The sequence below is a fragment of the Myceligenerans xiligouense genome, assembly GCF_003814695.1.
Lineage (GTDB): Bacteria > Actinomycetota > Actinomycetes > Actinomycetales > Cellulomonadaceae > Myceligenerans > Myceligenerans xiligouense.
In genome coordinates, this window is the sequence record NZ_RKQZ01000001.1 from 3,603,360 (window position 1) to 3,622,394 (window position 19,035).

The 19,035-nt window shown below is 70.9% G+C and carries 21 protein-coding genes; 7 read left to right on the forward strand and 14 right to left on the reverse strand.

The genetic code is table 11. The features are described 5' to 3' along the window. Positions 1–9: 9 nt before the first annotated feature. The 3 genes from EDD34_RS15735 to EDD34_RS21430 form a co-directional block, all read right to left on the reverse strand. The gene (locus tag EDD34_RS15735; protein ID WP_123815409.1) at positions 10–1,533 is read right to left on the reverse strand and encodes an ABC transporter permease; all 1,524 of its coding nucleotides are present in this window, start codon (positions 1,531–1,533) and stop codon (positions 10–12) included. 121 nt (positions 1,534–1,654) lie between these two features. Continuing rightward, entirely contained in the window at positions 1,655–3,475 is a 1,821-nt protein-coding gene (locus EDD34_RS15740; protein ID WP_123815410.1) for an ABC transporter substrate-binding protein, read from the reverse strand. A 319-nt stretch (positions 3,476–3,794) separates the two neighbouring features. After that, a complete protein-coding gene (locus EDD34_RS21430; RefSeq protein ID WP_123815411.1) occupies positions 3,795–4,277 on the reverse strand; it encodes a cold shock domain-containing protein in 483 nt (160 codons plus the stop codon). 112 nt (positions 4,278–4,389) lie between these two features. On the opposite strand from EDD34_RS21430, the gene EDD34_RS15750 reads away from it, so the two are divergent. Further along, positions 4,390–4,977, forward strand: coding sequence for a carboxymuconolactone decarboxylase family protein (locus EDD34_RS15750; RefSeq protein WP_123815412.1), 588 nt, complete (start codon positions 4,390–4,392; stop codon positions 4,975–4,977). A 66-nt stretch (positions 4,978–5,043) separates the two neighbouring features. Next, complete coding sequence (locus EDD34_RS15755; protein ID WP_123815413.1) at positions 5,044–5,646, forward strand: histone deacetylase; 603 nt, start codon at positions 5,044–5,046, stop codon at positions 5,644–5,646. Positions 5,647–5,712: 66 nt separating this feature from the next. On the opposite strand, the gene EDD34_RS15760 is transcribed toward EDD34_RS15755, so the two are convergent. After that, positions 5,713–6,507 carry an ABC transporter permease gene (locus EDD34_RS15760; protein ID WP_123815414.1) on the reverse strand — a complete coding sequence of 265 codons (795 nt, stop codon included), beginning with the start codon at positions 6,505–6,507 and terminating at the stop codon, positions 5,713–5,715. Further along, positions 6,504–7,472, reverse strand: coding sequence for an ATP-binding cassette domain-containing protein (locus EDD34_RS15765; RefSeq protein WP_123815415.1), 969 nt, complete (start codon positions 7,470–7,472; stop codon positions 6,504–6,506). Before EDD34_RS15765 ends, EDD34_RS15760 begins: the two co-directional genes overlap by 4 nt. Before the next feature lie 91 nt (positions 7,473–7,563). Here EDD34_RS15765 and EDD34_RS15770 point away from each other — a divergent pair, with 91 nt between their 5' ends. Continuing rightward, on the forward strand, positions 7,564–8,355 hold the full coding sequence (locus EDD34_RS15770; RefSeq protein WP_123815416.1) for a TetR/AcrR family transcriptional regulator: 792 nt from the start codon (positions 7,564–7,566) through the stop codon (positions 8,353–8,355). A 1-nt stretch (position 8,356) separates the two neighbouring features. After that, complete coding sequence (locus EDD34_RS15775) at positions 8,357–8,719, forward strand: potassium channel family protein (protein WP_123815417.1); 363 nt, start codon at positions 8,357–8,359, stop codon at positions 8,717–8,719. Positions 8,720–8,780: 61 nt separating this feature from the next. On the opposite strand, the gene EDD34_RS15780 is transcribed toward EDD34_RS15775, so the two are convergent. Beyond that, the gene (locus EDD34_RS15780) at positions 8,781–9,323 is read right to left on the reverse strand and encodes a TetR/AcrR family transcriptional regulator (RefSeq protein WP_123815418.1); all 543 of its coding nucleotides are present in this window, start codon (positions 9,321–9,323) and stop codon (positions 8,781–8,783) included. A gap of 85 nt (positions 9,324–9,408) precedes the next feature. Between EDD34_RS15780 and EDD34_RS15785 the strand changes: the two genes are divergently transcribed. Continuing rightward, positions 9,409–9,990 (forward strand): DUF2867 domain-containing protein, encoded by a 582-nt coding sequence (locus EDD34_RS15785; protein ID WP_123815419.1) that lies wholly within the window; start codon positions 9,409–9,411, stop codon positions 9,988–9,990. Between the two features lie 52 nt (positions 9,991–10,042). Here EDD34_RS15785 and EDD34_RS15790 read toward each other — a convergent pair whose 3' ends face one another. From EDD34_RS15790 to EDD34_RS15800, 3 genes are all read right to left on the reverse strand, one after another. Beyond that, entirely contained in the window at positions 10,043–11,734 is a 1,692-nt protein-coding gene (locus EDD34_RS15790; protein WP_123815420.1) for a glycoside hydrolase family 13 protein, read from the reverse strand. A 127-nt stretch (positions 11,735–11,861) separates the two neighbouring features. Continuing rightward, a complete protein-coding gene (gene ddaH / locus EDD34_RS15795; RefSeq protein ID WP_123815421.1) occupies positions 11,862–12,626 on the reverse strand; it encodes a dimethylargininase in 765 nt (254 codons plus the stop codon). An 80-nt stretch (positions 12,627–12,706) separates the two neighbouring features. Further along, positions 12,707–13,009 carry a helix-turn-helix transcriptional regulator gene (locus EDD34_RS15800; protein WP_123815422.1) on the reverse strand — a complete coding sequence of 101 codons (303 nt, stop codon included), beginning with the start codon at positions 13,007–13,009 and terminating at the stop codon, positions 12,707–12,709. Positions 13,010–13,077: 68 nt separating this feature from the next. On the opposite strand from EDD34_RS15800, the gene map reads away from it, so the two are divergent. Next, positions 13,078–13,884, forward strand: coding sequence for a type I methionyl aminopeptidase (gene map, locus EDD34_RS15805; RefSeq protein WP_123815423.1), 807 nt, complete (start codon positions 13,078–13,080; stop codon positions 13,882–13,884). Here the strand turns inward: map and EDD34_RS15810 are convergent. Then, entirely contained in the window at positions 13,859–14,161 is a 303-nt protein-coding gene (locus EDD34_RS15810) for a hypothetical protein (protein ID WP_123816588.1), read from the reverse strand. The two genes, map and EDD34_RS15810, sit on opposite strands and share 26 nt — an antisense overlap. 198 nt (positions 14,162–14,359) lie before the next feature. Here EDD34_RS15810 and EDD34_RS15815 point away from each other — a divergent pair, with 198 nt between their 5' ends. Continuing rightward, entirely contained in the window at positions 14,360–14,803 is a 444-nt protein-coding gene (locus tag EDD34_RS15815) for a DUF4383 domain-containing protein (RefSeq protein ID WP_123815424.1), read from the forward strand. 13 nt (positions 14,804–14,816) lie between these two features. Here the strand turns inward: EDD34_RS15815 and EDD34_RS15820 are convergent, their stop codons facing one another. The 4 genes from EDD34_RS15820 to EDD34_RS15835 form a co-directional block, all read right to left on the reverse strand. After that, complete coding sequence (locus tag EDD34_RS15820; protein WP_123815425.1) at positions 14,817–15,473, reverse strand: response regulator; 657 nt, start codon at positions 15,471–15,473, stop codon at positions 14,817–14,819. After that, positions 15,463–16,809, reverse strand: coding sequence for a sensor histidine kinase (locus tag EDD34_RS15825; protein WP_211341610.1), 1,347 nt, complete (start codon positions 16,807–16,809; stop codon positions 15,463–15,465). The genes EDD34_RS15820 and EDD34_RS15825 overlap by 11 nt, the downstream gene beginning before the upstream one ends. A gap of 95 nt (positions 16,810–16,904) precedes the next feature. Beyond that, complete coding sequence (locus EDD34_RS15830; protein WP_123815426.1) at positions 16,905–17,852, reverse strand: diacylglycerol/lipid kinase family protein; 948 nt, start codon at positions 17,850–17,852, stop codon at positions 16,905–16,907. Positions 17,853–17,903: 51 nt separating this feature from the next. After that, positions 17,904–18,914, reverse strand: coding sequence for a TerC/Alx family metal homeostasis membrane protein (locus EDD34_RS15835; protein ID WP_123815427.1), 1,011 nt, complete (start codon positions 18,912–18,914; stop codon positions 17,904–17,906). Positions 18,915–19,035: the final 121 nt, after the last annotated feature.

Consider the following 19,035-nt stretch of genomic DNA (forward strand, 5'->3'; position numbering starts at 1 on the left):
ATCGGCGGGTCAGCGCCGGATCCGCGGGTCGAGGGATGCGTACGCGAGGTCGGCGAGCAGGTTCATCACGACCACCGCCGTTCCGGTGACGAGGAAGAACGCCATGACCGGAGCTGGGTCGACCTGCCGCAGTCCCGTGATGAACAGCTGCCCCATGCCCTGCCAGCCGAACACCGTCTCCGTGATCACCGCGCCGCCGATCAGGGCGGCGAAGTCGAAGGCGACGATGGTGGTGATCGGGATGAGCGAGTTGCGGAACGCGTGCTTGACGACGACCTCGCGCTCGGAGAGGCCCTTCGCCCGCGCGGTGCGCACGTAGTCCTGGTTGAGCACCTCGAGCATCGACGATCGGGTGAACCGGGAGTGGGTGGCGATGGAGACCAGCGCGAGCAGCGCCGTCGGGAGGATGAGCTGGGTGCCGTAGTCGATGAGGCGCTGCCAGAAGTCTCCGGTGAAGTTCGGCGTCTGCGCGCCGATCGTGGAGATCGGCCGCGACTTCAGCCCCAGGAACGACGCCCAGTACCCCACCAGGATGTCGGCCACGACGATGAGGGAGGTGAGCGCACCCGTCACGCCGGTCACCAGCATGACCTGCTTCTTGTTGTAGCCGCCCCAGAGCCGGCCGATCACCAGCGAGACGGCGATCGCCACCACGAACAGCCCGGACAGTCCCAGCCACGACGGGTCGGCGAGCAGGGGCGTGAACGCGAGGACGGCGTAGGCGACGATGCCGACGACGGCGGTGGTCAGCGCCGCGTACATGGCCTTCCGGTTGCGGAGACCCGACACGATGGCGGTGACCAGCACCGCCGCGCCGCACGCGGCCACGAGCGCGACGAGCGGTCCCGAGACCGGACTCCGGTACCAGTTCAGCAGGTTGAACAGGAACAGCACCACGACGACGAACGCGAACGTCGCCCCGCCCGTGACCAGCTTGCGCCGGGTGGTACCGCCCATCGTGGACGGTATGAGGAACGCCAGGACCAGGGCTATGAGGATGATCGTCAGCGGCCCGAGCTGACCGTTCGCGATCCAGTCGTTGAACCGGATCGCGCCGAACTCCTTGAGCAGCACCGCCGCCCAGAACACCGGCAACGAGAAGAAGAGGAAGGCCGCGAACGTCACACCGTAGTCGAACCCGGAGTACTGCCGGATCGCGGTGAGGATGCCCAGGGCCACGCCCACGACGATCGCGATCAGCGTCGCCGCGGTCACCAGGCGCAGGGTGGACTGTGCGGCGAGGCCCGTCAGGAAGAGCACGTCCTGACCACTGCGGTTGACCCCGAAGTCGCACGATCCCGTGAAGCAGCCGACCACGCCGTCGAGCCACATCCAGTACCGCTCGTACCACGGCAGGTCGAGATTCATCGTCGCGACACGGGAGTCCATGAGCTGCTGGGCGTTGTCGGCGTTCGAACCACGGAGATCGGCGAGCGGATCTCCGGAGTTCACCGTCAGCCAGAACATCAGCGCTGATGAGAGCAGCAGGACGACGAGGGACGCGAGTGTGCGTCTCAGGATGAAGAGGAACACGGGTTCATGACCCTTCGCAGGCGGCCGCCGATCGGCGGCGGGAGGTGGAGAACGGGAAGACATGCCTGCGGGGAAGGGAGCAGGCGCTCCCTTCCCCGCAGGTGGTGGGATCAGCGGCGGGTCACTCCGCGCGCGCCCACTGGTCGGCGTTCCACGAGACGCCACCCTGCGTGGCCGTCGCGCGGACGTTGTCCACCGACGAGCTGGAGGCGACGACGCCCGGGTGGGCGTACAGCGGGAGACCGAACAGGGTGTCCCACAGCTCCTTCTCGATGATCTTCACCTGCTCGGTGTGCACCGCCGGGTCCGTCGACTCCGTGAGGGTCTTCCACGCCGCGTCGACCGTCTCGTTCGAGTACTCGCCGTAGTTCTGGCCACCCGGCGTCGAGTAGATGTTCTCGCCCGAGGTGATCTGGCCGGAGCCGGCCCAGGCGAACAGGGCCACCTCGTAGTCGCCGTTGCCCAGTTCCTCGTCGAAGAAGGTGGGCGAGCCCGAGTCGACGATCTCGAAGCCGACCTCGTCGCACGACGCCTTGATCGCGGCGACCGTGTCCGTACGGCGGGGGTTGCCGTCCAGGTACCCGACCCGGATCTCGGTGCCCTCCTCCAGGCCCGACTCGGCGAACTTGCCCTGCGCGGCCTCGATGTCGGCCTCGTCGTAGCGGCCGTCGTAGGACTCCGCGGTGACCTCCTCGTAGGTGTCCTGGAACGGGAACACCTCGCGGCCGTTCATCACCACGGCGGTGGAGTCGATCGGCTTGATCAGGTCGTCCACGATCTTCTGACGCGGCACGCACAGCGCGAACGCCTCACGGGCGGCCAGGCCTCCCGCGTCCTCGGCGAACACGCTGCCCTCACGGAAGTTGAAGTCGAGGTGCTCCCAGATGAGGGTCTGGCCCGTCTCCAGGTTGACCGAGTCGCCCAGGGCCTCGAGCTGCGTGATCGTGTCGACGACCGGGCCGTTCGGCTGGATCACGTCGAGGTCGCCGTTCTGCAGCGCCTGGATCTGACCGTCGGAGGCGATCTGCCGGAAGGTCAGGGTCTCGGTCGCCGGTGCCGGGCCCCAGTAGTCCGGGTTGGCGGTGAGCGTCACGGACTGGCCCGCGGACCAGCCGCCCTCGGCGAACATGTACGGACCGCTCGACGGGGTGAGCGCCGGGTCGGGCAGCTCGCCCGGCTTGTCGAGGAGCCAGCCCTCGTTCCAGAACTCGGCGGCGTCCTTGAGCACGTCCGCGTCGAGGTCCTTGATGGCCTCCACGAGCTCCTCCGTCGAGACGCCGATCTCCTCGGCGACGACGTGGGCCGGGAGCGCGCTCTGGACCAGGATCTCCCAGTCCGCGTTCACCCGCTCGTAGTTGTAGGTGAACTGCTTGGCGTCGGCCGCGTCGGCCTCCGGGCCGGCGGGGACGTAGTCACCCAGGGTCAGCCCGGACACGTGGTTGAACAGCGGCTCCTCGGTGGCGTCGTCACTGACGGCGACGTCCTTGGTGAGCGCCTGGGTGGCCCAGTCGAGCAGGTAGTCCGCGTAGGTGATCGGCGTCCCGTCGGACCACGTCGCCTCGTCGCTGAGCGTGTACTGGATCTCCGTCGGGCTGAGCGCCTCGTACGCGCCCCAGGCGTCGTCGTGGCAGATGGTGCCGTCGGTGCCGAAGTAGTAGAACCCGCCCTGCATCCGGTCGAGGATGGCGGCGTTGTAGACCGAGTACGTGTCGGTGGTCAGCCCGTTGTAGGCGAAAAGCTCCTGCTCGTTCGCAACCTTGATATCGCCGTCGGCCGTGGTGACGTCGCCGAGGTCGGCCTTGCAGGGGCCATCGGCCTCCACCGAGCCGCTTTCCGTCTCACCCGTGGTCTCCTCGCCACCCAGCGGGCTCGAGCACGCCGAGAAGAGCAGCGCACCGCTGGCCACAGCCGCGATCGCGGCGCTCAGTCGCCTGATCTTCAATGTTCCTCCTCAGGAAAATGGCGTGGGCCGTGGGCCGTCCGGCCCACCCGCACGAGGCACCTCACGCGCCTTCGCATGAAGTGGCCCACGTCATGGTTTCCGCTCACGTTACTCAGCCGGGAACCGGGCGTCGCCCACCTGGTTCCTTGCACCAACCGATCGTTACCGACTCGATATTGCCTGGTAGCAACACCGTCGACAAGTACCCCGCGAGGAAACATTGCGGAAACACGCCAAGCCCCTGGTGAACGGGCCTGGCGGGATACCGCCAGCTTTGACGGCATCCCGCCACGAGCGTCAGGCGGCTGCGAAACCCCGATCAGGCCGGGTCGTCGCTCACCCATCCGTGCGCCGCGGCCAGCGCCACGACCGCCTGCCGGGTGAGCACCACCTGCTCCGCGGTCAGGGTCGGCACTCCGGCGAGCAACATCTCGGTCAGCTCGGCGGTGAGCTGGCGGCCCGTGACGGAGTCGCCGTCGTCGGCCCCGGTGTCGGGCAGCACGATCGTCGGCGCCGGGGCCGGAACGCCGCCCAGCACCGCCGTCGTCCCGTTCCCCGGCGCGGCGGCGACCGCCTGCGGCTGAGCCACCGGGGTCGACACCAGCGTCACCTGCGACGCCTTCGGCCCCCTGTCCCCCTCCTCGGTGTCGAACTCCACCACCGCCCCCACCACGAGCTTCCGCTTGTCGAACTCGAGATCGTTCACGTGCAGGAACACGTCGTCCCCGCCCTCGTCCGGCGCGACGAATCCGTATCCGCGCACCTCGTCGTATCGGATCACCCGACCCTGAACCACTCTCATCACCTTCAGCCTCTGGACAACGCTTCGACTGCGAGTCTATGACCAGGACAGGTGTCACACACCGGGCGGCACCCGTGTCGTGGTGGGCAAGAGCGAGAAGAAGGAGACGACCATGACCACCACCCGCGTTCCCCCGGCCGAGATCACCGGCCTCAACGGCGCCGTCATCAAGCGGTTCGCCCGGAAGACCCTGGGGACGGTGCCCACCGCCCTCGGCGTGCTCTGGCACAACCAGCGCGTCCTGAGGTCGACCGCCGGCCTCGGCGGCAAGATCAAGAAGTGGGACACCTGCGACGAGAGTCTCAAGACGTTCGCCCACATGGCGGTCGCGTCGCTCGTCGGCTGCTCCTGGTGCCTCGACTTCAACTACTTCGAGGCGCACCACAAGAAGCTCGACATGGACAAGGCGCGCGAGATCCCGAGATGGCGTGAGTCCGACGCGTTCACCCCGCTCGAGCGCGACGTGCTCGCCTACGCGGAGGCCATGACGCAGACCGAGCCGACGGTCACCGACGAGATGGTCGACGCCCTCCTGCGGCGACTCGGGCCGGCCGCGCTCGTCGAGCTGACGGCGATCATCGCCTTCGCGAACCTGAGCACGCGGACGAACGTCGCCCTCGGCATCGAGTCCGACGGGTTCGCGGCATCGTGCGGCCTGAAGCCGCTGCCCGAACGCGACCGGGGCATGCGGGCCGCGTGACCCCGGCGCCCCGGCCGGCACTGCGACCGACCGGGCCACCGGCCGCCGTCGGGCACAATCGTCTCGATGAGTTCGCACGAGGTCTGGTATGTCAGCTATGGATCGAACCTCTCCCGGGAGCGGCTGAACTGCTACCTGGCGGGCGGCCGCCCGCCAGGCGCCCTGCGCGCCCAGCCGGGGGCCCGCGACCCCCGGCCCCCCGCCGAGGACCGACCCGTCGAGCTCTCGGGACGGCTGTACTTCTGGGGTGCGTCGACGACGTGGGAGGGCGCGACGGCGTTCTACGACCACCACTCCCCCGGCCCGACGGCGGCCCGCGCGTACCGGGTCACCGTCGCGCAGCTGACCGACATCGCGGAGCAGGAGATGCACCGCGAGCCCCGCGCCGGAACCGCGCTCGAAGCGGTGCTCACCCGGGGGTTCGACGGCGCCTACCGCGCCGGCCCGGGCCGCTACGAGACGATGGTCAACGCCGGGACGCTCGACGGGCTGCCGATGTACACGTTCACCTCGCCGCACCGGGCGGACACCAGCCCGCACGCCGCGCCGTCGGAGCCGTACCTGGCGATGATCCGAGCCGGTCTGGCGGAGTCGCACGGCTGGGACCGCGAGACGATCGAGACGTATCTGGGGACGTGGCTGCCGGCGGAGGCGGCGCTGCGCCGGTGACGCCGTCGGGCCGGTGCCGCCGTCGGCCACCGACCAGGTGCGGTGGCCGGCGAGGCCCACCCGGGCCTACCGCGACAGCCTCCGGTAGGCCCGGGCGGTGAGCGGCGTGAACACCGCGACGAGCACCGCCGGCCACAACACCGCCGGCAGCACGGCGTGGTCCGCGAGAAGTCCGCCCGTGGCGCCGGTCGGATTCCCGAAGAGCTCGCGGCACGCGGCCGCCGTGGCCGACAACGGGCTCCACTCCGCCAGGACGCCGAGCCACGCCGGCATCGACTCGGGCGCCACGAACGCGTTGGACAGGAACGCGGCCGGCCACACCAGCACCTGGACGGCCGTGACGCCGCCCTCGCCGCGGATCGTCAGCCCGAGGAACACCCCCACCACCAGCATCGCGAACCGGAACCACAGCAGGAGCCCGACCGCCAGCAGGGCTCCTCCGGCGCCGCCCGTGGCGCGCCACCCGATCAGCAGGCCGCCCGCGAGAAGCACCGCGAGCTCGACGGCGGAGTTGAGCAGGTCCGCGCCCGCCCGCCCGAGCGGCACCGCTGCCCCGCTGATCGGCAGGGACCGGAAGCGATCGGTGACGCCCTTCTTCGAGTCGTTCGCGACGGCGGTCATCGTCGCCTCGATGCCGAACATCATCGACAGCGCGAAGATGCCGGGCAGCAGGTAGGACAGGTAGTCGTCGCCCGCGCCGGGGACCTCGATCGCGCCGCCCAGCAGGTACCCGAACATCAGCACGAGCATCACGGAGAACAGGACGGAGAAGACCGGCGTCCACGGCTCGCGCTGCCAGTGCTTGAGGTCGCGCAGGGTGATGACCCAGCTCTGGCGCAGGGTCGCGGTGACGGCGGTCATCGCCGGCCTCCTTCGGTCGTCGGGGCGGCAGCCGCCGCGGCGGGGGCGTCGGTGAATCGCAGGAACACCTCGTCGAGGGTCGGGCGCCGCAGCAGGATGTCGTCGACGACGACACCCTCGGCGTCGAGCGCGTGCACGACGGCGGTGATCGCCGCGGCCCCGCCCTCCGGCCCGGCCTCGACCGCCACCTGCCGCAGGTCGGCGTCGGCGACACCGCCGAGCGCCGCCGCGAGCGCCTCCAGGTCGACGCCCAACGGTGCGGTGACGAGCACCCGGTCGCCGCCCATGCGGCGTTTGAGCTCGGCCGGTGACCCCTCGGCGGCGACCCGGCCGTGGTTCATCACCGTGACCCGGTCGGCGAGCTGGTCGGCCTCGTCGAGGTATTGCGTGGTCAGCAGCACCGTCGTCCCGGCGGCGGCGATCTGCCGCACCGTCTGCCAGACCTCGTTCCGGGCGCGCGGGTCGAGTCCCGTGGTCGGCTCGTCGAGGAACAGCAGTGCCGGACGGCGGATCAGGCCGGCGGCGATGTCGAGCCGGCGGCGCATGCCGCCGGAGTAGGTGGACACCTTCCGGTCCGCCGCGTCGGCCAGGCCGAACGTTCGCAGCAGCTCGTCGGCGCGCTCGCGGGCCGCAGGCGTCGACAGCCCGTGGAGGCGCCCGAACATCACGAGGTTCTCGCGCCCGAACAGCATCTCGTCGAGTGCCGTTCCCTGGCCGACCAGCCCGATGGTGGCGCGCACGGCCGCGGCGTCGCGTCGCACGTCGTGGCCGGCGACGCGCACCTCGCCCTCGTCACAGCGCGTGAGGGTGGCGAAGGTGCTCACGGCGGTACTCTTGCCCGCCCCGTTCGGGCCGAGCAGGGCGTGGACCGCACCGGGCGCGACGTCGAGGTCGAAGCCGTCGAGGGCGGTCGTGTCGCCGTACCTCTTGCGCAGTCCGCGGGCGATCAGGGGTGGTGCGGGCATGTCGGCTCCTTTTTTCGTACGTCGTACGCCTTTCAACGCGCCCACGGTAGCACCTATTCCGTACGGTGTACGTGAACGTTATCGTGGTGGGATGGCACACCAGCCCGACCCGGTCCTGCGCCTGCTGTGGCGGCACGGTCTCGACGATCCGCCCGCGCCGCGGCGCGGCCGCAGGCAGAGCCTGAGCGTGGACGACGTCGTCGACGCCGCCATCAGGATCGCCGACCGCGACGGCCTGGACGCCCTGACCATGCGGCTGCTGGCCACCGAGCTCGGGATCGGTGCGATGAGCCTGTACACCTACGTCCCCGGCCGCAAGGAACTCCTGGCGCTCATGGCCGACCAGGTGTTCCGGCGCCGCTCCCTGCCGCCGATGCCCGGCGATCCGCGCGAGCGCCTCGCGCTCATCGCGCGCACCCACTATGAGGCGTGCCGCGAGCACCCCTGGATGCCCGACGTGATGGTGCTGCAGAACGGCGTGGGGCCGGGCATGTCGGACCTGTACGAGTGGCAACTCTCCGGAATCGACGGCATCGGCCTGGACGACCTGGAGATGGATCAGACGGTCGCCGTGCTCATGGGCTTCGCCGAGAACATCGCCCGGTCGCAGGAGCGGATGCGGCAGGCAGAGCGCACGTCGGGCCTGTCGGAGGCCGAGTGGTGGGAGGCGAACGCGGCGGAGCTCGGGACGCTGATGGCGGGCCGCGACTACCCGGTGTCCGGCCGGGTGGGCACCGCGGCCGGGACGGCGTACCAGGCGTCGGCGGACCCGGCGGCGGAGATGGAGTTCGGGCTGGCCCGGATCATCGACGGCATCGTGGCGTACGTCGGACTCTCAGGCAGCGGGAGTGGCCGGCCAGAGGTCGACGACATAGTGTCCTGACATGGTGGGGCTCGCGATCATGATCCGGGACTTCGTCGGCGCGGTCCGCACCGCCTGGCGGGACGGGACCATTCGCGGTGCGTTGAGCGGGCTGCTGATCCTCCTGGCGACCGCGACGATCTACTACACGCTCGCCGAGGGCTGGGCGGTCCTCGACGCGGTGTACTTCTCGGTCGTCACCGGACTGACGATCGGCTACGGCGATCTCGTGCCGACCCGGCCGATGTCGAAGGTCTTCACCGTCCTGTACGCGCTGATGTCGGTCGGGCTGTACGTGGCGGTCGCGACCTCGCTGGCCGGCGCCCTCGCCAAGAACAACATGGAGCGGCGCGCCCGCCGGAAGCGCCGCCGCTCGGAGGACTGACGGGCACGACCGGCAGCTGAACAGCCCCGGGCCCACCGGCACGCACGCCGGCCCGGCCTCCTCAGGGCGTCAGGAGCAGCGCCAGGTGAGCCCGCAGCATGGTGGCAGGGTCCGGCTCGGGCGGCAGCAGAGGTGCCGCGACATACGTCGCCAGCAGGACCCGACTGCGCGCCTCGACCTGGTCGGGGTCAGCGGTGATGCCACCGAACAGTTCGCGGGCGTAGTCCAGCCGGCGCTCGTCGACACGGTGCACCCGGGCGCCGACATCCGGATCCTCCCGGGCCCACAGCCGGATCGCGAGCTCCAGCGGCTGCAGTCCGCCACGCTGCGACACGACGTCGAACAGCTCGGTGAGCCGCTGCCCGGCATCGCCCCCGTGCTGCTCCACCAAACCGATCACCTCGTCGGTGACCGCCTTCTCCCAGGCATCGAGCAGCGTCTCCAGAAAGGCCCGACGATCACCGAACTGCCAGTAGAAGCCGCCCTTGGTGACACCGAGGGCGGCGGCGAGCGGCTCCACCCGCACCGCCTCCGGACCACCGGAGGCGAGCAGGCGCCACCCTTCGTCGATCCATCGCTGCCGCGGCGTCCGTACCTTCGCCACGCTCCCGCCTCCCCTTCCGTTGACTACCGACGCCGGACAAGTCTACGCTCACTTCCATACGCAACCGTATGGATTGGAGACCGCGATGCGCGTACCCGCGAGCGCACATACCGAGCGCGACTGGCTCATCCACGAGATCGCCCGGGACTTCGAGGTGGAGGACGTATGGGAGATCCCGGCGGGCCTCACGCCGGAGACGTTCCCTCGCGCCGTCGAGGAGCTGGCCTCCGGGGACCCGAGCGACTCCCCGTCGGCGATCTCGCGGTTCCTCTTCGCCGTGCGGTGGCAGCTCGGCAAACTCCTCAGGTGGGACGACGACGGTCGCGGCACCGGCGGGCGTGTCCGGAGCCTGGCCGAACGCGTTCCGACGGAGCTCCGGGGGACACCACCGGAGGCCGGTCCGGCGTCACCCTTCACCCCGCTCTACCTCACCCACGACGAGTACGCCGCGGAGCTCGCCAACGCCACGGTGCACGGAGTCCTGCACCTGAGCATCACGCCCGAGGGAGGCGGCCACGTCACACGCATGGCCGTGCTCGTGCGGCCGAACGGTCGGTTCGGCCGTTTCTACATGGCCCTGATCAAGCCGTTCCGGTACCTGTTCGTGTACCCGGCGCTCATGCGGGAGCTCGGCACGCAGTGGAGCCGCTACGGCGCGACGCGGTAGCGCGGAGCGCGATCTGCCGGAACGTCTTCGACGACTGACCGGTCCCCGAGGATCAGGCCCGCAGCCAGGCCGTCGTCGCGCCGGGGAGACGGCCGTCGTCGTCCAGGGGTGCGCTGGTGAGCAGGACCTCGCCGGCGGGCAGGTCCACGGGAACGTCGCCGAAGTTCGTGACGCTCACCCAGCCGTTGGGGCGGCTGAAGGCGAGCGCGTCGTCGCTCCCGGCGTCGAGCCAGGCCAGGCTCTCCCCCGTCTGCAGCTCGCGCCGCAGGGCCAGCGCCCGGCGGTACAGGGTGAGCGTCGAGTCGGGGTCGCCGTCCTGGACCTCCACCGCGTGGTCCGCGAACCAGTCGGGCTGCGGCAGGTCGGCCGGCGCGTCGCCGAAGCCGAACGACACCCCCTCGCGCGTCCAGGGCAGCGGCACGCGGCATCCGTCCCGCCCGACGTCGACGCCCGGGCTCCGGAAGAACGTCGGGTCCTGGCGGGCGCTGTCGGGGAGGTCGGGCACCTCGTGCAGCCCGAGCTCCTCCCCCTGGTAGAGGTAGGACGACCCGGGCAGCGCCAGTTCGAGGAGGGTCGCGGCGCGTGCCCGGCGCAGCCCCAGCTCACGTTCGAGCACCGGCTCGGCACCGCGCGCGAGCAGCCACTCCCTGCCCTGCTTCTCCGCCGTGTGGTCGCCGCCGCCCGCGCCGGCACCGCGCGGCGGCAGGCCGTAGCGGGTGGCGTGGCGGACGACGTCGTGGTTGGAGAACACCCACGTGGTGGACGATCCCGACTCCTCGGCGAGCCCGAGGTTGAACGTGATGATCTCGCGGAACTGCCCGGCGTCGAAGTCGGCCTCGAGAAGGTCGAAGTTGAAGGCCTGCCCCAGCCCGTGCGCGCTGGCATACCGCGCGCGTCGGTGGGCCGCCACCCACGCCTCGGCGACGGCCGTCCGGGGCGGGTCGTAGGAGTCGAAGACCTTGCGCCAGTCGGCGTAGATCTCGTGCACGTCGTCCCGGTCCCACAACGGGTGGTCGCCGTCCTTGGGGATGGCGTCGAGCTCGGCCTGGCTGGGCAGTTCGTCGCCGAGGTCCTTGGCGAGCCCGTGCGCCACGTCCACCCGGAAGCCGTCGACACCGCGGTCGGACCAGAAGCGCAGCGTGTGCAGGAAGTCCGCCCGCACCTCCCGGTTGTTCCAGTTCAGGTCCGGCTGCTGGACGGCGAAGTGGTGCATGTACCACTGCCCGTCCCCCACCGGCTCCCAGGCGGGGCCGCCGAACACGGACGTCCAGTCCGCGGGCGGCTCCGCCCCGTCCGGACCCGTGCCGTCGCGGAAGATGTAGCGGTCGCGGGCTGCCGAGCCCCGGGGCGAGGCCAGCGCCTCCTGGAACCAGACGTGGCGGTCCGAGGTGTGGTTGGGCACGAGGTCGACGATCAGCTTGATGCCGGCATCGTGCAGTGCCACCACCAGAGCGTCGAAGTCGTCGAGCGTGCCGAGACGCGGGTCCACGTCCCGGTAGTCGTCCACGTCGTAGCCGCCGTCGGCCAGCGCCGACGGGTAGAACGGGCTGAGCCAGACGGCGTCCACGCCGAGGTCGCGCAGGTACGGCACGCGGCTCGTGATGCCCGGCAGGTCGCCCAAGCCATCCGCGTTCGAGTCGGCGAAGGCTCGCGGATAGATCTGGTAGACGGCGGCCTGACGCCACCAGTTGGCGTCGTCGTCGGCGGTGTCGGGGGTCAGGTCGGTCTCGACGACTTCGGTCATGAGGCGGTTCGTCTCCTTGCCTTCGACGGTGCGGCCGGCGGACGGCGGCACCTCAATCTAACGTCTGGACCGACGAGCCTCTCCCCGGCCGCTGTCGGCCGCGTGTCGGCCGCGTGCGGGCCGCGCATCAGCCGCGCAGGCGTACCGAGAGGCAGGTGACACAGCCCTCGAGCTTCTCGAACTCCGTGAGGTCGACGGCGACCACCCGCAGACCGCGCGCCTCGAAGAGCTCCTTGGTGCGGGGTGCGCTGGTCGACATCAGCACCGTCGTCCCGTCGAGGACCACGACGTGCGACCCCGCCTCCTCCGGGACCGGCAGGAAGCCGGGCCACACGGACGGGTCGTCGACGAGCGGCTCGTAGCCGACGACGGTCCCGTCGGGCAGGGCCGTCACCGCGGACTTGAGGTGGAGCACCTTCGTGAGCGGCACCCCGATCACCGTGGCGCCGAGCGGTTCCAGATGGGCGGCGAGCTGGTCGACACCCGCCTGGTTGGTCCGGCCGCCGAGCCCGACCCAGACCGTGCCGTCGTGCTTGAGCACGTCACCGCCGTCCAGCGTGCCCGGCGACTCGATGCGCGCGACGCGGTAGCCGAGTCCACGGAGCGTGCGCTCGGTGCCGGCGGTCTCCGGCTTGCGCTCGTCGGCGCCCGGCCTGGAGATCACGGCGAGGCCGCCGTACACGAGCACGGTGTCCTCGACGAACACGGAGTCGGGGCAGTCGTCGGCCGGGGGCACCTCGACCGTCTCCCAGCCCTCGTCGCGCAGCGCCGCGACGTACGCCTGCCACTGCCGGCCTGCCAGGTCCACGTCGACCGGTTGCCGGTCGATGTGGGTGACGAGGCCCTCCGCGAGGCGAGGGCCGGGACGACGGACGAGAGCTTTGCGGGTCATGGGGAGATCCTCGCAGAGGACCCGGGTCGGACCCGGCGACGGCGTACCGGTTGCCGGCGGGGCTCAGTTGCCGGTGGGGCTCAGGAGGCGATCCGCTCGCTCACGTCGCGCCCCTCGCCGGCCGGCGGGGCGTCTCCGTCGGCCCCGCTGATCTCCGCCCAGACCGCGTCGAGGGAGAGTCCCAGGACATCGGCGATCGCCGCGATGGTCGGGAAGGCGGGGGTCGCCACGCGGCCCGACTCGATCTTCCGGAGGGTCTCCGGCGAGACGCCGGCGTCGAGCGCGGTCCGGAGCATCGAGCGCTCCCCCCGGGCGCGACGGAGGACGGCGCCCAGGCGCCGTCCACGTTCGACGTCGGCGGGGCTGAGCGGCAATCTGACCATGGGCACGATTCTAATACCGGTACAGTATTCCCGGTATAGTTATTGGTCACGCGACAAGGTGCCCCCACATGATCGAGATCCTCACCCCGGCCGAGCTGGCCCGAGCCCGGGACACCGGCGCGCTGGTCGCCGACATCCTGGAGACCCTTCGCGGCCGCAGCACGGCCGGGACGAACCTCCTGGACATCGACCGCTGGGCCCAGGAGATGATCCTCGGGGCCGGCGCGCGGTCCTGCTACGTCGACTACGCGCCGTCCTTCGGGCGCGGGCCCTTCGGCCACTACGTCTGCACGGCCGTGAACGACGCCGTGCTCCACGGGATGCCCCACGACTACGCACTGGCCGACGGCGACCTGCTGACACTCGACCTCGCCGTCTCCCTCGGCGGGGTCGCCGCCGACTCCGCCGTCAGCTTCGTCGTCGGCGGCTCGGAACCCTCGGAGAGCGTCGCGATGAGCGTCGCGATGATCGAGGCCACCGAACGCGCGCTGTCCGCCGGAATCGCCGCGGCCGGCCCGGGAGCTCGCCTCGGCGACGTCTCCCACGCCATCGGTTCGGTCCTCGGCGAGGCGGGGTACTCGATCAACACCGAGTTCGGCGGGCACGGCATCGGATCGACCATGCACCAGGACCCGCACGTCGCCAACACGGGACGGCCCGGCCGCGGGTACCGGCTGCGTCCGGGCCTCCTGCTCGCACTGGAGCCCTGGGTCATGGCCGACACCGCCCGGCTCGTGACCGACCCCGACGGGTGGACGCTCCGCAGCGCGACGGGCTGCCGGACGGCCCACAGCGAGCACACGATCGCCGTCACGGACGACGGCGCCGAGATCCTCACCCTGCCGACGGTCACCAGGACCAGCCGCGCGAGCTGAGCTCCAGCTCCTCCCGTAGCCGCTCGTCCGCGGGCGACAGATCGTCCGCCCGCAGGGGCGCCGACTCCGTCGGCACGCCCGCGAGACGGCATGCCTCGCGCAGCAGCGCGTCGTACGCCCCCTGCACGGCACGCCAGTGGTGGGCGCGGGCATACAGGCCAGGATCTTCCTCGACATGGCGCAGCTCGGACGCGAGATCACCCAGCCGGGTCTGCAGCCGCAGGGTGACCAGCGGATCCGGAGCCCGTGCCGAGCGCGCCGAGAAGCTCCAGGCCATGGCTTCCACCGCCACATCGTCGGGGAACGAGAGACAGGACCAGCCTAGGTCGGGCCGGCCGTGGGGGCCACGGTTCGCGGCCTGAGAGAGGCGGCACGCCCGGTGGCACCAGGACCGGCGGGAGCCCGGCCGGTTGCGAACGGGTAGGCCCCGGCACAGGCTGTTGGTAAGGATCACCAAGCAGAATGGAGAAGCGTCATGACGCAATCCATGCACTCGACGCGCACGCGGGCACCGTTCCAGTGGCTCGCCCTCGTGATCGGCGCGGTCTACCTCCTGGTGGGTGTCGCGGGATTCTTCGTCACGGGTTTCGCGGGCTTCGCCGAGCACGACGACGGCCGGACCCTGGTCGTCTTCGCGATCAACCCCCTGCACAACATCGTGCACCTCGTGATCGGTCTCCTGGGCGTCACGCTGTGGGTGACACCCGGTGGGGCACGGACCTACGGCTGGCTGCTCGCCGTGGGCTACGGTGCCGCATTCGTCTACGGCCTGGTCGCGGTGAACAACCCGGACATCAACCTTCTCAACATCAACGTCGCGGACAACTGGCTGCACATCATCAGCGCCGTGGCCGGTCTCGTGATCGCGCTGTGGCCCCGCCGGCGTCCCGGAACCAGCACGATGCCGGGGCAGGTGTAGCGCGGAACCCAGATCACCTCGTGGGGAGCAACCCACGCCGGTACGCCTCGCCGACCGCCGCCGCCCGGTCCCGCACGCCGAGCTTGTCGTAGACGTGCAGCAGGTGAGTCTTGATGCTCGCCTCACTGATGAACAGGCGCCGGGCCGCCTCCCGGTTGGAGGCGCCGTCGGCCACGAGGGCGAGCACCTCCAGCTCCCGCGCGGAGAGCACGGCGCCCGCCGGGCGGCGCACCTGCCCCATGAGCCGCCCGGCAGCCGAGGGCGCGAGCACCGCCTCACCGCGGTGGGCCGCGCGCACCGCGCGTGCCAGGTCCTCCGTCGAGGCGTCCTTGAGCAGGTAGCCGGTAGCACCCGCGGCGACCGCCGGGAGAACGTCCGACTCGCCGTCGAACGTGGTCAGCACCAGCACGTGGACGTCGGGCGCACGCTCTCGGAGTGCGGTGATCGCCTCGACGCCGCCCATCACGGGCATGCGCAGGTCCATGAGAACCACGTGCACGTCCCCCTGGCAGGCACGGGTCACGGCCTGCCGGCCGTCGGCCGCCTCACCCACCACGGTGATGCGCGGATCGTCGGCGAACGCCCCGCGCAGTCCGTTGCGGACGACGGGGTGGTCGTCGGCGATCAGGACGCGGATCGGCGCGCCCTCCGTCCCGCCGTCAGCCCTCATGCGAACCCACCGGGAGCCCGTTCGAACCCACCGGGACAGCGGCGCTGATCGCGGTTCCCTCGCCGGGCGCGCTCTCCACCGTCAGCTCGCCGCCCGCACCGGAGAGCCGGCGTCGCATGCCGGCGAGCCCGAAGCCGGTTCCGGCCTCGTCCGGTGCCGCGTCGTGGGAGAACCCCGACCCGTCGTCGCGCACGTCGAGCAGGACCGTGTCGCCCGTGTAGCTGAGGGTGACGCCGACGCGGCCCGCGCGGGCGTGCCGGGCGACGTTCGTCAAGGACTCCTGGGCCGTGCGGAACAGCGCGATCTCGGCGGCGGGCGGCAGCATCACCGGGGTCCCGGTGACATCGCACTCGGCCGGGATGTCGTTGTCGGCCGACCAGCGGCGGGTCAGCGCGGCCAGCGCCTCCGGCAAGCGGCTTTCCACCAGCTCGGCCGGGTGCAGGGCCTGGACGGATCGGCGGGCCTCGCCGAGCGACTCCCGGGCGAGGCCCAGGGCCCGGTCCACGTGGGGCCGGGCCCGCCGCGGGTCGTCCCAGACCCGCTGTGCGGCCTGCACCTGGGTGATGATGCCGGTCAGCCCCTGGGCCAAGGTGTCGTGGATCTCCCCGGCGAGGCGCCGGCGCTCGTCCGCGCCACCCGCGTGCCGCGCCTGCTCGATCAGCAGGACGTGGAGGCGCTCGTTCTCGGCAAGTGCCTCGGCGAGCCGTCGCACCGTGTCGACCTGACGGGCGTGGCGCTCGAGTTCCTTCACGGAGAAGACATATCCCCCGGTGATCGCCGCGGACTGGACCGCGACGACGGCGACGAACATGCCGACGGACCGCAGCGTCGGCTCCAGCGGGGAGAAGGCCAGGCTGTTGACGACGAGTGAGGTGGCGAGGACCGCGGACGCGGTGAACGGCCAGGGCCGCAGATGATAGCTGTGGAAGAACCCGGCGATGGCGAAGATCACGTAGAGGTCGTCGTACCGGATGAGCACGGCCGACAACGCCAGCAGGCCCGCGAGATGGACGGCGGCACCGACCACGGTCCGCCGGAGCGGGTCGACGCGGGTGTGCCCCAGGTAGACCCAGGCCACGACCACCGGCAACACGGCGAGGAGCCCGGCGGGGTGGCGCTCACCCGGGCCTCCGAGGGTCTGGCCGAGGACGAGGGGGACCGTGAGCAGGACCCACGGGAGAGCGACCAGAGCGGCCTCGAAACGCAAGGTCCAGTCGGGGCCCGTGAGGTCGGCGCGCCATTGGCGCGGCGACCAGCGCCGGGGCCGCGGCGGGTCCGTGGGCCGGGCCGGCACGGCGGCGACGGCCGGGGTCCCGGGTGCCGTCGTGTCGCTCACCGTCCCATCCTGCCCCGCGACCGCCCTGGTCCGCGCATGATCTCGGATCATCCGATCGGTTGATCCGGCCGCGCGCGAGGGCACTTGGGGCGGCCTCAGTGAACCCGCACGGCACCCGGCTGAACGGTGATGCCGACCCGGGTCGTCTCGCCGAGATCCTCGCCGTCGATCTCGAACACGCGCGGCTCCGTGAGCTCGACCTCCACGGCCCGGAAGCGGTAGTGGGCCGTGCTGTCGCTGCTCTCGGCCGCCTCGCCACCCGTGGCGAGACGCTTGATGCCGTTGTCCCAGACCACGTTCCGCAACGTGTCGACCCATCCGGCCACGTCGGCAGCGCTCAGGACGAGCAGATCGAGTTCACCATCGGCGGGGTCCGCGTCGGGCAGCAGGTCGATGCCGCCCTGGAGGGTCCCGCAGTTGCCGACCAGCAGCGTGTGCACGTGCTCACGGCTCGGTCGCGAGCCGTCGGCGGTGATCCGGACGTCGAGCGTGTCGCTGGCGGACACCGCACGGCCCATCGACTCGACGTAGGCCAGCCAGCCGACCCGGTCCTTGAGGTCGTCGTCGGTCTCGGTGATCATGTGCGCGTCGAGACCGAAGCCGGCCATGACGGCGAACGCGTGGCGTTCGGTCCTCCCGGCGAGGTCGATCTCGAGCCACCCCAGGTCGACGGCGCGCGGCTCGGAGGTCAGCACCCGGGCGAAAGCGGCCGGGAGATTCCCCAGGGGGACTCCGAGATTCCGGGCCAGGAGATTTCCCGTGCCGAGCGGCACGATCCCCAGCGCGGGCCGGGTCTCCGCTTCCGCGAGGTGCTCGGCGACCGCCCGGACCGTGCCGTCGCCGCCGGCGGCGACGATCACGTCGGCGCCCTCCTCGATCGCGCGCGCCGTGGCGCCCTGGCCGGGATCGTCCTCGGACGTCTCGCACCACAGGACCTGCGGGACCGACGACGCCGAGGAGCCGGCGTTCTCGAGGGCACGCTCGAGATCCTCCCGGGTCGTCTTGGCGGGGTTCCAGATGACGCCGACACGAGGTGCGGTCATGAGCGGTCTGCTTCCGTGGTCGGTGGGATGTGCCGCGCTGCGACGGTGCCCCTACTGCGGCGTCTCGTCCTTCTTCTTGCCGCTCGTCAGGCTGAGCGATCCGGCGTGGGCCTGCTCGTAGGCGAGGCCGCGCGTCTTGAGGAGGCTCGCCACGGTCACGACGACGAGCACGCCGAGCACGACGCCGAGGCTGAGCGATGTCGGGATCTCCGGGACCGACTCGTCGATGTCGACGTGGAGCCAGTGCAGGATCAGCTTGACGCCGATGAACGCGAGGATGATCGCGAGGCCGGCCGAGAGGTAGACGAGCCGGTCGAGCAGGCCCCTGACGAGGAAGAACAGCGCCCGCAGTCCCAGCAGGGCGAAGGCGTTGGCGGTGAAGACGATGTAGGCCTCCTCCGTCACGCCGAAGACGGCGGGGATCGAGTCGAGCGCGAAGAGCAGGTCGACGCTGCCGATCGCGATGAGCACGATGAACAGCGGGGTGACGACCCGGCGCCCGTTCTCCCTGGCGAGGAGCTTGCCCCCGATGTAGCCGTCACTGACGGGCAGGAACCGCCGCGCGCCGCGCACCATCAGGTTGCTCTCGATGTCCGGGTCCTCGTTGCGATGGCGGAACAGCTGCACGGCCGTGTAGATCAGCAGCAGGCCGAACAGGAGGAACGTGAACGAGAACAGGCTGATGAGGGACGCACCGAGGGCGATGAACACCGCCCGCATGAGGAGCGCGAGCACGATCCCGAAGATGAGGACCTTGTGCTGGTGCTTGTCCGGAACCGCGAACGTGCTCATGATGATCACGAACACGAACAGGTTGTCGACGGACAGGCTCTTCTCGATGATGTAGCCGGCGAAGTACTCGGTGCCCGCCGCGCTGCCGTACTGCAGTCCGAACCAGACGCCGAACCCGATCGCCACGGCGATGTAGAACACCGACCAGGCCGTGGCCTCCTTGAACCCGACGTGGTGAGGGCGAGCTGCCGCCAGGACCAGGTCCACGGCCAACAACAGGACGATGAGGCCGATGGTTCCGGCCCACGCCAAGGGGCTGATGTCGAGCACGCTTTCCTCCGTCGTCTTGCCCGGCACGAGAACTGCAGGACGAGGCTACCGAACCTTGGTGAGATCCCGTCGTTCAGCCCGGCGGTCCACGGCGCGCCTGGCCCAGGAGTCCGGGCTACTC